At 62.4% G+C, this 12,656-nt stretch carries 9 protein-coding genes; 2 read left to right on the top strand and 7 right to left on the bottom strand.

The genetic code is table 11. The features are described from left to right. Positions 1-68 precede the first annotated feature (68 nt). Entirely contained in the window at positions 69-1,064 is a 996-nt protein-coding gene (locus EN845_RS26865; RefSeq protein WP_167531475.1) for a hypothetical protein, read from the top strand. Here EN845_RS26865 and EN845_RS26860 read toward each other — a convergent pair. From EN845_RS26860 to EN845_RS26835, 6 genes are all read right to left on the bottom strand, one after another. Continuing rightward, positions 1,047-2,621, bottom strand: coding sequence for a glycosyltransferase (locus tag EN845_RS26860; protein ID WP_127872975.1), 1,575 nt, complete (start codon positions 2,619-2,621; stop codon positions 1,047-1,049). The two genes, EN845_RS26865 and EN845_RS26860, sit on opposite strands and share 18 nt — an antisense overlap. Positions 2,622-2,655: 34 nt before the next feature. After that, the gene (locus EN845_RS26855; RefSeq protein WP_127872976.1) at positions 2,656-4,791 is read right to left on the bottom strand and encodes a glycosyltransferase; all 2,136 of its coding nucleotides are present in this window, start codon (positions 4,789-4,791) and stop codon (positions 2,656-2,658) included. Next, the gene (locus EN845_RS26850) at positions 4,788-5,501 is read right to left on the bottom strand and encodes a bifunctional DNA primase/polymerase (protein ID WP_245511809.1); all 714 of its coding nucleotides are present in this window, start codon (positions 5,499-5,501) and stop codon (positions 4,788-4,790) included. Before EN845_RS26850 ends, EN845_RS26855 begins: the two co-directional genes overlap by 4 nt. 61 nt (positions 5,502-5,562) lie before the next feature. Continuing rightward, positions 5,563-7,092 (bottom strand): mercuric reductase, encoded by a 1,530-nt coding sequence (locus EN845_RS26845; RefSeq protein WP_127275995.1) that lies wholly within the window; start codon positions 7,090-7,092, stop codon positions 5,563-5,565. Further along, a complete protein-coding gene (locus EN845_RS26840) occupies positions 7,082-8,431 on the bottom strand; it encodes a glucoamylase family protein (RefSeq protein WP_127872977.1) in 1,350 nt (449 codons plus the stop codon). The genes EN845_RS26845 and EN845_RS26840 overlap by 11 nt, the downstream gene beginning before the upstream one ends. A 229-nt stretch (positions 8,432-8,660) precedes the next feature. Beyond that, positions 8,661-9,413 (bottom strand): SDR family NAD(P)-dependent oxidoreductase, encoded by a 753-nt coding sequence (locus EN845_RS26835; RefSeq protein WP_127275993.1) that lies wholly within the window; start codon positions 9,411-9,413, stop codon positions 8,661-8,663. 305 nt (positions 9,414-9,718) lie between these two features. Here EN845_RS26835 and EN845_RS26830 point away from each other — a divergent pair, with 305 nt between their 5' ends. Then, on the top strand, positions 9,719-11,017 hold the full coding sequence (locus tag EN845_RS26830; RefSeq protein WP_127872978.1) for an O-antigen ligase: 1,299 nt from the start codon (positions 9,719-9,721) through the stop codon (positions 11,015-11,017). A 321-nt stretch (positions 11,018-11,338) separates the two neighbouring features. Here EN845_RS26830 and EN845_RS26825 read toward each other — a convergent pair whose 3' ends face one another. Beyond that, positions 11,339-12,595, bottom strand: coding sequence for a polysaccharide biosynthesis/export family protein (locus tag EN845_RS26825; protein WP_167531474.1), 1,257 nt, complete (start codon positions 12,593-12,595; stop codon positions 11,339-11,341). Positions 12,596-12,656 lie beyond the last annotated feature (61 nt).

Raw genomic sequence — 12,656 nt, 5'->3', positions numbered from 1 at the left:
GCCTTGGCCTGTGTGAGCAAGCAGGCCGGACGTTGCGGCCATAACGGCGTCTGGGCTAAGGGTTGCCCATGGGCATGTCGCGTTGGCGGGCAAAACTCAAGAAACCCGTTCGTTCCGGGGCGCTGAGGTTTTTCAGCGTTCCTTCCGTGCTTTGGTCGCAAGGGATCGGGCGTTTCTGCGACTTCGCCGGACCCGATTGGTATCGCTGGGCGCCGACCGAATCGACGCAAAGCGAGGCTTTTTTCCGCGACCATTATAGCGGCGCGCATGGCATCGTCTGGGTGCGGCTGAGCACCCTGGCCAGGCTTGCGCGAAATTGTGATCTCGACACTTTCGCCAGGATAGCCCTGCCCACCATCAAGGCTCCCTTCATCCTGCTGACGACCGACGGTGATTCCTCGGTGCCTTCGGATATGGCCAAGGACACTGTCGAGCGGCTTCTCGCCAACCCCTATCTGGTCTCCTGGTACAGCCAGAACTGCGATGGCGGTCATCCCAGGATCAAGCCGTTCCCGATCGGGCTGGATCTCCACACCCCACGTTCCCTGGCGACGCCTGCCGGACTGGTGAGGCAACTGAAAACCCTGCGCGGGCAGGGGAGCGCGGATCGTCGTCCAGCCAGGATATTCTGCGATTTCAGCGTCAGCAGAGAGTCCGGCGAGCGTCGGGAATTGCTTGATGCTTTGGGCGGATGCCCGCATGTCGATTTTCTAAAGCAACGCGTATCGCAGCGCTCGATATGGCAGCTCTATTCGCAATATCCGCTCGTGCTGTCGACCGCCGGAAACGGCCTGGACTGTCACCGGACATGGGAACTGCTTTATCTCGGCTGCATCGTGGTGACCAAGACTTCACCGCTCGATCCGCTTTACGAGGGCCTGCCCGTCATCACCGTCGACGATTGGCGCGAGGTGCGGGACCCCGATGCCCCGGGGCGCTGGATCAGGCAGGCCGCGCATTTGACGGACCGGGACTATGTGTGGGGGCGTCTGCGCCCGCAAGCCTATCTGCAGCCTCTGCGCGAAGAGCTTCGGCGGGCCGTCGTCTCACCACGGGACGTGTAGGATTTCCAGCTTGGGCAGGCCGACCGGCCGGATGCCGAGGTCGTTGGCAAGGAGGCCAAAAGCTTCGGTTTCGATCAGATCGCGGTATGGAATTTCGGGAAAGCGAAGGCCACCGCGATGCAGGGCGGCATCGACCAGGAGCATGGTTCCGCCGACCGCATCGAGGCCGATGATGTCGAGATGCCTGACATCGCTGAGATGATACCGGCTTGGCGTTTGCATCGGAGGCTGGTGAAGGCCGCCGCGTATCTCGCGGTAATAGCGATAGTTTTTGGTCTGCCGTCTGATGACAAAGCTGTTGAGGTCGAAACTGGCGCCACCGGCGATCTTCACGCAGTTGGGCACCGCGATGCGATGTGCCGTGGCGATCAGGCGGTTCAGCACATCGCCGGGAAGGCGCCAGACGTCGATGTCGATCCACAGCGCCCAGTCATCGTCCTCGCTGAGCCCGTGATCGATCAGATAATTTCGCACCTTGGCGATCGCGCCGCGCCTGATGCGTTGCATCCTGGGCTTCGCCCGTTTTGCCCTGTCGAGGCGGGTGCCGACCTGTCTTTGCAACAGGATGATGTCACGATATTTGCCGGCCAATCCAGCGGTTGCGGCCTGTAGTCGCTCCCAGCTTCCGTCCTGGCTGTCGCCTTCGCAGAAGACCAGCTTGATCCGGTCCTTGGGATAGTCGAGCCCATCCAGCGCATCAAGAAAGGGCTGGATGAGGTCGGCGGCGTCTCGAAGCGGCACCAAGACAGCGACGTTTCGGCCCGATGGCGGCGGCGCCGACAGGACCGTTCTGTCGACGCCTGCTTTCGCCTGCGCCTCATCCAGATACGCGCCGCGCGTCAGGTGATACCGGAGCCCATAGGCCCGATTGCGAAACTTGGTCCACCAGTTCGGCGGCGGTTCCGGGGTCCACCATGTGCCGGCCCAGTGATGGATCGAGAGCGACGCCGTGCCGTCGCCAGCGTCGCGCTCCGTACTCCCGGCCGACGTCACCGGCACGAACAGGCCGGAAGGATGAATGGCGAAGGCCGTCTGATCGCCATAACAGCGTTGCGCCGAGGTGAGCAGGCAAGGGCCGGTCGCGTCGAGCACGTCCTTGGCGCCGGCGAGCCCGGGCATCATCGACAGGAGATGCACCCAGAATGGATGACCGGGCGGGCTCGCTATCGTCCCGTTGAACAGAAGGTAGGGCAGGCCCCGGAAATCCGCCTGGACGGCCGCATGCGAAGCCGGCTCCTTGCACAGCACGACCCGTGTCTCGTTCATGATCGCATCGAAGGGCGCGACGCATTCGCAGTCGATGTCGGCATAGACCCCACCGAAGTGATGCAGAAGCATGTAGCGGGCCGCGTCCGACCGCTGAACGCCGTTGGTGTAGCCACAGAACATCGGCAGATAATCCGGGTAGTGCTCGGCCACGAATTCGAGCAGCATCCGGTCGCTCCAGAGCATGACCGTCCAGTCTGGATTGTGCCGCTTCCAGCTGTCGGCATAGGCCTGGAAGCGGGCGGGAACGCTGTCGGTCTTCCAGGTCTGGTGCAGGATCGGCGGAATCATCGACGGCTCATGAGGTGATGGAGGTGGCCTGGTGTCACTTGCCGTCATTGTCCAGTGCAAGCCCGGCGCGGACGGCATCGCGGATCGCTTGCGGGCCAAACCTTGCCCATACGGCCTGATGCGCGCGCGTGCGCTGCCGCGCCCGGCGTTCGGCGTCGAGAGAGAGTTCGATGGCCATGTCGGCTAGTCCTTCGTCGCTGGTCGACAGCATCACCTGGTCATTCTCGACCATGTCCAGCCCCTCGGCAGCGAGCGGTGTCGCGATCACCGGCACCCCCCAGGCCATCGCCTCCAGGATCTTGATGCGCGTGCCCCCGCCGGCCCTGAGTGGGATGATGCTGAGATGCGCGCCAGACAGGAGTGGCGCCACGCTTTCGGGATCTTCGACAAGCGCCACACCAGGCAATCTGGTCAGCGCCCGTACCGCCGCCTTCGGGCTTCGTCCGGCAAGAGTAAGTCTTGCACCCGGCAAGACTTGCCGAATGCGAGGCAATATGGTGCCCGTCAGGCGCTCGGCCGCATCGACGTTCGGCGGATAGCCGAGATGCCCGATAAACACGATCGTCGGATAACCGCTGTCGGTAGCGGCTTCGGCGGGCAGCACCCGCGGAATGTCCTCGACGTTGGGGATTCCATTGGGAACGACATCGATCGGCACCTTGTGCCGGGATGCGGCCATCAACCTTTCGCGATCCTGGTTCGAGCAGACCCACACCCTGTCGACGAGGGATTGCGCTTTTCTCTCCAGCCGCCGGATGCCAAGCACCGCCGGGGATCGCGCTGGACTGATATGCCGCAGCTGTGCCGCCAGGTCGGATTCGACATTGTGCATGTCGAGGACGAGCTGCTTCGTCAGCGGCCGCAAATGTCGCAGCAGCTTGAACAGGCCGGTCCCTTCGACGATGACCGTATCGGGTTTGAAGGTTTGCATCAGTTTCCGCAGCCGCGCCAATGCCGTGCGCGGGATACGGTTCTCCCCCGCGATCCTCCACCAGCCGAGTGAGGCCGAACGCGGTTCTCCATCGGTCACCAGGCCAACCGCGTTGATGCGCGAGTCGGAGGGTTGTCGCGCGTCGCCCAGCGGCCTGATCGAGGCAAGCTGGACCGGGCCGAACTCGGCCGCAAGGCTGGCATTGTTGAAATTTCTCAGGTCCGCACCGGAAACCGGCGGAAATGCCGGGTCGAAGGACACGAACAGCGTACGTCTTTCCGTGACCGCGCCAGCGCTCGACGAGTGGTCAGGCCGTTCCATCATGGCTCCGATGCGAATCCGTATGCGATATTGCGACGCCTTCCAGCTCCGCCCCAGGCTTTTGTGGGCGCGAACGGCACGCATCATGCTCATCGCATAGCTGTATCGGTTGTGTTTGATAAGCTGTCTTGAAATCCGCAAGGCTATCCAGGCCTTCCTCCACTGCAGAACGTCCCTTGCAATGGCTGAACCGGCAAGCTTGTCCAGCTCCAGTGCTATCGCGAGAAACGTGGCCCGCGGGGTCTCGACAAATCGCCGCGCCATTCTCTCTTCGTCATGGTGGTAGAGAAGCACCGGAGAAGAGATCGTTGTCACGTCGGCCTGGGCGACCATGGCCGCCCAATAGCACGTGTCCTCATCCAGGCTGGTGGTTTCCGGAAAGCGGACGGTGGCCGTTGCAGAGGCTGCGACCAACGCGCTGCCCATCGCGATCGGCCATACCTCGTTAAGAAGGTAGCGGCGGGCGTTCGATGCCCGGTCGCTCGTGTACCCATGCGGAACCTTTAGCTTGTCCGGCCTCCCCCTGGTGCGGCGAATGCTGGCTCCTATCGACAGGCCGGCCTCGGGATTGCGCAGGAGCGCGTCATGCAGCAGTCCCAACCCTCCCGCCATCACCTCATCGTCGGCATCGAGGAAAAGTATGAACTTGCCTTTGGCTCGCGCAATTCCGGCGTTGCGGGCAGCGCCCGCGCTGCCCAGCCGCACGGCGAGGATCTCCAGCGGCAATCCGTGCCTCCGGGCGCTTTGCATCGAAATCGCCGTAGTCTGGTCGATGGAGCCATCGTCGACGAGAAGAATCTCGCTGATCAGACCCCTCTCCGGCAGAAGGCTTCGCAGCGTGGCGTCGATCGTCGCGGCGGCATTTCTTGCCGGGATGACGATGCTGATGTCGGGTTGCTCACGCCCCGAAATGCTCATTGCGGCACGAAAAAACCGCGCTTCAGAACGCGGTCATAGCAATGTTTGAATGGCGAGACCGCGCGAAGTGAAAGACTGGCCAGGCTTTCGACTGGCTGCGGCTCGACGTCGAATGGCGACTGGTCCTTCAACCAGCTGTAGCAGCAGCCATCCTTGAGTACGGAAGGACTTCCAACGACGTAACCGCCAAGCGCCTTCAGGTGGCCGATCCGCCGCATGCCGAAATATAGGCTGGATGAAACCGCCGGTTCGCGCGTCCTGAGATAGATGTGGAATCCATTCGGCGTTTTCGCGACCGGCGTGCAACTTGAAAGGTGAGCGTGCTTGCCAGACCAGGCGCGATAGTCTGCTGAATCGTCGAAATCCAGGATGAGAAGGTTGCAGTATCCTCCGATGATCCCGACATTTCCAGCAAAGTCCCGAAACCAGCGCCGGAGTTCCTCCGGTGTTGGTGGCTTCTGCGACAACTGAAAGGCAATCGACCGGAACGCCAATTCCTTCAGATCCTTTCGACGGGCCTTCAAATGCAGCGGATGATATTCCATCGCCTCAAGATCGAGATGCTTGCCACCTTCGCGCAGAGGCACACAGATGTAACCCTTGGACAAGAGCTCGATTGCGTATTCCGTTTCGACTAAAGGCTGCATCCACGAATGTTCCGCGGCCGAAGGCGTCGTCTCGATTTCATTAGCCTCGCAGGGATCCGTCAAGCGCCGCCGCGCACTTGGTTGCGTATTTGTGAGCATTTCGGCATATGTGATGGCTTTGGGCTTATCGTCTGGACCACGCCAGCCAGTGCGCCGCAAGGCGCCTGCGCAACGAGGTGAGGCGTGTCCGCCTATAGGCGTCGCCCGCCATCTTGATGCCTTGCGCCTGTGTCGGGAAGGGATGGATGACGTCGGCCAACGCATGCAGTCCCATGCCGGACCGGATGGCGAGGGTCACCGCGTTGATCATCTCGCCCGCATGGCTGGCGACGACCGTCGCGCCCAGGATGCGGTCGGACCCCTCCCTGACATGGATCTTGACGAATCCTTCCTCCTCGCCGTCCATCACGGCGCGGGCGACATCGTGCATCAGTATCGTATAGGTTTTGACCGGAATGCCATTGCGGCGCGCTTCCAGGGGATAGAGGCCGACATGGGCGATCTCCGGATCGGTATAGGTGCACCAGGGAACGACGAGGTCGCTGAGCCTTTCGCGGCCGCGAAACAAGGCATTGCGCACGACAATGCGCGCCGTTGCCTCGGCGGTATGGGTGAACTTGTATTCGAGGCAGACGTCGCCCGCCGCATAGATGTGCGGGTTGCTGGTTCGCAGATAATCATCCACCTTGATGCCGTCGGCGTCATGGGCCACGTCCGCCTCTTCGAGGCCGAGACCATCGACATTGGGTGAACGGCCGACGCCGGTGATGATCTCGTCGACGGAGATCGTCGTCGTGTCACCATCCCGCATCAGGTCGGCGAACTTGGCGGCACCTTCCCTGCGCACCGCCACAACTTCGGTGTTCAGGCGCACCTCCACCCCCTCGCGCGCCAAGGCGTCTGAAAGAATCTGCGCGGCGTCGCGCTCCTCGCCGGGCAGGAACATCGGATCGCTCTGCGCCAGGATGACCTTGGCGCCGAGCATGCAGAAAGCCTGCGCCGTCTCGCAGCCAAGCGGCCCGCCGCCGATGACGAGGAGCCGCGGCGGGCATTGCGTCAGGTCGAACATCGTCTCATTGCTGAGATAACCGGCTTCGACCAGCCCCGGAATAGCAGGGAAGGCCGGGTGTGCGCCCGTTGCAATCAGCGCCTTCTTGAAATGCAGCGTGCTTTCCTCGACCGTGACCGTATCGGGGCCGGCAAATCGCGCCGCACCGAAATAGAGGTCGATGCCTTCCGAAACCAGGCTCGCGGCGGAATCGGCACGGCTGATCCGCTGCCGGATCTGCCGCATCCGTGTCATCGCCCGTTGAAAATCGACACGAAGATGATCTGGCGGGTCGCCGCCGAAGCTCTCGGCATCGCGCATGTCGGCATAGAGCCTGGCTGTGCGAATGATCGACTTCGACGGAATGCCGCCGACATTGATGCACGCACCGCCAATCAGCCCACGCTCGATCAGCGCGACCTTCGCGCCAAGGCTCGCCGCGTCGCGCGCGGCGGTCAATCCAGCCGGCCCGGCGCCGATGACGACGAGATTGTAGGGACCGTTCGGGGTCGGGTTCTTCCAGTGCGGGGGATGCGCGCCCCTGATCAGCTCGGCGTCGTTGTGGTCGACGGGGAAGGCGGCGGCTCTCGCCGGTTCACGTGACATCGCGCCCCCCGGATGCCGGGCTTGCCGGCCGCGCCAGCCATCCGCCGGTAAAGCCAGCCTTGTCCAGCCCACGACGGATATGGGGATTGGAACGCATGAGCTCCCAGATCATGCCGGAACGGTGGTTTTCGATCATCATCACCGCAATGCCCTGGTCCAGTCCGTAATGGCCTTCCGACACCCAGCCGTTGCGGCCGAAATTTCGCCGGTTGGCCAATGTCGGGTTGAAACCGCTCGGCAGCCGGAAATTGTCGATCACCTCAGGGTAACGATCGGCGAGGTGGCGCATCGCCGCCAGGCAAATGTCAGGCGCGAAAGGCAGCGACGCCGGATAGGACCATGGCGCGATCGTGCCGTCATCCGGACCGAAAGGCGCGCCGCGCGCCGCGTAACCGGAAAACCGGTGGCGCCGTCGCTCCACGCTGACGCGGAAGCCGCCTGGTCCGTCCCCTGCCGAAAGACCCCACAGGTTCTCGCCATAGCCGTCAAAGCCGTAGGGATTGTGCCGGGCATAGTCGCGGTGAAGGTATGTCGAGCGGCGGCTGTTTTCGAAATAGTCCGAATTCTTCTCGCGCATGAAAGCATCGCGGATGCCGGCGAAATCGATCCAGGCATGCGAGAATTGGTGCATGAACAGCGGCCCACCATAGAGCACGTCATGGCCGTAGATGTTTTCCCACTGGTAGGTCGCCGTCCAGGCCTCGTAGCTGTCGTCGGAGGTCGGGCGGTCCGGTGAGGCCATGGACAGCACATAGAGGATCGTCGCCTCGTTGTAGCCTTCCCAGCCATAGTGCAGAAAGCCGGTCCTGGCCTTCCAGCCCTGGCGGAGCGTCGGGCTGCTGCCTTGCGCCCATCGCCAGTCGACGCGCCTGTAGAGCGCCTCGGCCAGTTGGCGGATTTCGGCCTCGTCGTCATTGTCGCCGGAAAAATAGGCGCCCGCCACCAGCATGCCGGCAATCAGCAGGGCGGTATCGACCATCGACAACTCGCAGCGCCAGACGCGCAAACCAGTGCGCATGTCGAGGAAGTGGTAGTAAAAACCCTTGTGGCCGGTAACGTCGGGGCCGCTGCCTTGCGTGCTGGCCTGGAAAAAGCGCAGCGCCGCAAGGGTCAGCCTGGCAGCCGCGTCGCGCGCCATCCAGCCACGTTCGACGCCGATCGGATAGCAGGACAGGGCGAAACCGACCACGGCGATGCTGCACGGTGAATTCGGCCGCGAGGTGTCGGCGACCAGCCCGTTGTCGGGGTTCACATTCTCCAGGAAATAGCCGAAGGCGGCGCGCTGATAGCGGTCCAGAAGCTCGTCATCGGCCAGCGCGGTGGGATCTGCTCTAAGCAAACGAAGCAAACTCCGGCCTGGTGATCGCCGCTTCCGTCGATCGCAGGCCACCGGCACAGTGGCCGGGGGACATCGCACCTGCCGGGCTCTCTCGTCGTGTCATGGCTTTCCCCTGTTGTGGCACGCTCATTCAGACGCCAGCTACCATAAGCCTGTCCAGCTCCAATCGTTGCTTCGTCACGCGGAATTGTAGTTGGCTCGGGCGAACTCGGAACTGCCTCGACCCGGCTCAATACGTAGCGCGGCCGCCCGAAACGTCGAACACGGCGGCCGTGGTGAACGAGCATTCCTCGGAAGCGATCCATGAGATCAGCGCAGCCACTTCTTCGACCTCGCCGAAGCGCGCCATCGGTATCTTCGACAGCATGAAGTCGATGTGCTCCTGGCTCATCTGCTTGAAGATCGCCGTGCGTACAGCTGCCGGCGTCACGCAATTGACCGTCACCTTGGTCTTGGCGAGTTCCTTGCCGAGCGACTTGGTCAGGCCGATCACCGCCGCCTTCGAGGTGCTGTAGGCGGAAGCGTTGGGATTGCCTTCCTTGCCGGCGATCGAGGCGATGTTGACGATGCGGCCGTAGTCGCGCTCGAGCATGTGCGGCACCAGCGCCTTGTTGCAGTAGAAGACGCCGTTGATGTTGATATTGATGACCCTTTGCCAATCCTCGGCCGAATAGGCCCAGGTCGTCATGTTGGGGCCGGTTATGGCCGCGCTGGTGACCAGTATGTCGACGCCGCCGAGGACTTCGATCGTCGATTGTGCGGCGGCCTCCACACTTGCCGCATCCGCAACGTCCATCGTCACCCCCTGCAGGCTGGGAATGACGGCTTTCGCCTGTTCGATCTGTGCGGGATCGCGATCCCAGACGCTGACGCGCCCGCCTTCGTTGACGATCCTGTGTGCGACCGCCAGGCCGATGCCCGAGGCGCCGCCGGTAATCACCGCCGACCGGCCGGCGAATCGTCCCGCGAAATTCATCGGCATGTCACTCCCCTGTCCATCCCGGTCCATGTGATGGCTCGTCGGGAACTGTGAGGTGACCGCCGATCGAGTTCAAGCCGGCATGTGGCCGGATCGTCTGGGCCAACACCGGCCGGATATGGGGTTGCGATCTCTCGGCGATCGCTTCGCTGTAAGACAAGGTGACCGGATTTGCCATTGAGCATGGGGTGCGATAAGTTATATTGCACTGCACAATGGAGACGCCGTTTCTTGTACGCCCCTGTTTGCGGATATGCCGGCTGGTTTGCGGCCCGGCGGTTCGGGGTCGTGTCGACGGGACCCTTTAGATGAAAATTCCCAAATCCCTGCTCGTCGATCCCGAAAAGAACTCGGTCTATGGCAGTTTTGCCGTTGCCGTCTCGATCTGGGCGTTCTCCTATTCCGTCATTTTCGGCCAGGTGCTGATCCTGGCCTACTATGCCGTCTGGCTTCCGCTCATCATGGTCGACTACCGGCGCTTCCTGCGGCAATTGTCCAGTGCCTGGCTGCCGCTGCTGTTCGCCGCCTATGTCTGCTTCTCCGTGTTCTGGTCGCAGGCGCCCGGCACGACCGCCAGAACGGCGGTCCAGTACCTTTCCCATATCGCCTGTGCCTATGTCGCGGCACGCACCGTCAGCGTGCGCACCCTGACGATAGGCGCTCTGGTCGGCATATTCTTCGTCCTGATCTATTCGCTGAAGGTCGGCGCCTATTCCGAGGACGTCCTCGACGGCACCTATAATTTCGTCGGCGCCTTCGCCTCCAAGAACCAGATCGGCTTCGTCGGCTCGCTCGGCATCTATTTCTCCGTCGTTTTCCTTGCTTTCCTTCGGCGAGGTCGCCTGAGCTTCATGCTGACCGTGCCGGTCGTGCTGTTGTCGGCCTATGTGCTGGTCGTCTCGCATTCCGCCACCTCGATGGCCTCGATACCGGCGGTTCTGGCGCTGGTGGCGCTGCTTGCGATGAGCAAGCTTTTGTCGCGGCGCTATCGCCGGGTAATCTTCCTGATCGGCGCCGGCATGATCGTCGTGGTGGCCATCGTCGCCCTCAATCTCGGGCTCATGGACTTCGTGCTTGGCATCTTCGGCAAGGATTCGACTCTCACCGGGCGGACCTATCTGTGGGAGCAGGGCTGGAACGCCGCGATGCGGTCGCCGATCCTCGGCGTCGGCTATGCCGCCTATTGGGTGCAGGGCTTTGCCGAGGCCGAGCGGCTGTGGAACGAATTCTACATCACCACCCGCACCGGCTTCCATTTCCACAACACCTATGTCGAGGCCCTTGTCGAACTCGGCTTCACCGGGGCGGTGCTGATATCGCTGATCATGCTGCGCACGCTTTTCGGTCATATCGCGGCGGTGGTCTTCAAGACATGGCAGGCCGAATCGGTGGTTCTCATCGGCGTGATGGTGCTGCTGCTCATCCGCTCCTTCGTCGAGGTCGAGATCCTCAACCCCTACATCATGGGCTCCTTCCTGATGTATTTCAGCTTCTTCAAGCTGGCCCGGTTGCCGGTCACGCGCACGCGGTGGTCGCCGGCCTTCGAGCCAGCGGATGCGAAGGGTGGGGAGCCAGCCTGGCCGCACCGTCCGGCGGCGGCCGAGTAATGATGAGGGTCCGCCAGAGCAATTCCAGGAAAAGTGCGTAGCGGTTTTCCCGGGAGAAGCGCGTAGCGCTTCCCCTTGGGAATTGCGTAAAAACAAGAAGTTAGAGCGGGTCAGAGATTCTATCAAACACTAAACCGTTCTTGGAGCAATGCCGGGAAAAATGCGTAGCGGTTTTCCCGTCCGCAATTGCGTCAACAACCGTTCTGGTTTTCCGGTTCTGGAAACCCTGTCAGCAAAAACCTCCGCCAGGCAGGCCAGGCGGAGGTTCAAAGTCTTTGTGTTAGAGGATCGAAGCGGCGGGTCGTGCGAACTTCCGCGTCCCTACTGGCTCGCCAGCGGCGCCAGCTTGATCTTGATCACATCGCCGGGCAGCACCGGCGTGTCTTCCTTGGCGGCGATTTCGCTGGTCTTGCCGTCGACATTGCGCACCAGCGAATAGAGCAAGGTAGGCTGCTGGTCGTTGGTGATGGCGGCCGTCGTCGCCGGATCAGTGGCCTGAGCGATCAGGCCTTTCTGCATGTTCACCTTCAGCGCGGCCTCGTTCAGGTCGGCTTCGGTCTGTTGCCGGGCGGCGGCGAGGCTCGAGCTCAAGGTGTTCTGGGCGTCGATGGCGTCCTGCGTCGCCTTGCTGATCGCCTGCTTGGCGGTGAGGATGGCCGTCTCATAGTCCAGGATCTTGCCTTGCAGGTCGGTGACGGACTGCTGCGAATCCAGAAGTCTCGCATTGGCGACCAGACCCTTCTGCGCCAGCGGACCGATGCTGGCCAGCTGTTGCTGCGCAAGATCGACCTGCTTCTGCTGGTTGACGATCTTCTTCTCCAGCGATTCGATTTCGGCCTGCAGCACACCCTTGAGATCGTCGAGTGACTCGAGCTTCAGCTTCAGCGCCTTCTGGTCGGCGGTCAGGATCGTCATCTCGTCGTTGACGATGGTCGGCAGCCGAGGATCGCCCTCGACCTCCTTCGGCGCTTCGAAGCTCGTCTTGCCGGCCATATCGGCGTCGATGCGGGCGCGCTTGACGATCAGCCGCACACGCAGGTCGTCGGAGATATCGAAATTACCCTTGGCGGTGACCAGGTCCTTGCCGAGCTGGGGACCGTAGTCGGCGCTGCGCCTGATGCCGCCGGCGACGCTGATCGCCTTCAGCACCGTAAGGTCGGGCACATAGGGAAACTGGCCGGGATTCTGCACTTCGCCCGAAATATAGAACGGCCGGAATTGCGCCATTTCGACCGAGGCTTCGGGCTTGTCCGACAAAGCGAGCTTGTGCTGCAGCGCCTCGCCGATCGCCGCGGCGACCTCTGCCGTGGTCTTGCCGGCCGCCGGCAGTTCGCCGACGAAAGGCACCGACAGCGTGCCGGCCGGACCGACCGTGTATTGGCCATTGACCGACGACCAGTCGCGGAACGTGCTTTCGACGGTCTGCCATTCGGCGATGCGGATGGTGAGTTTGTCCTGGGAGCCCAGACGATAGTCGTCGGCGGCGGCCAGCTGGGGAAAAGCGAGCGACATCGCAAGGCACGTCGCCACGAGCCGCGAGCGGCCGAAAAACGGGCCGCCGCCAAAGGCTTCGAACATGTCTGTTTTCAACTGAACGTTCCGATCCGTTTTAGCCCCATCGCCCGATGAGCTTGCCGCC

Origin of the sequence: Mesorhizobium sp. M8A.F.Ca.ET.202.01.1.1 (genome assembly GCF_004791595.1) — a bacterium.
GTDB lineage: Bacteria > Pseudomonadota > Alphaproteobacteria > Rhizobiales > Rhizobiaceae > Mesorhizobium.
Note: the sequence above shows the minus strand (reverse complement) of the source record. Positions and strands in the feature narration are given on the sequence as shown.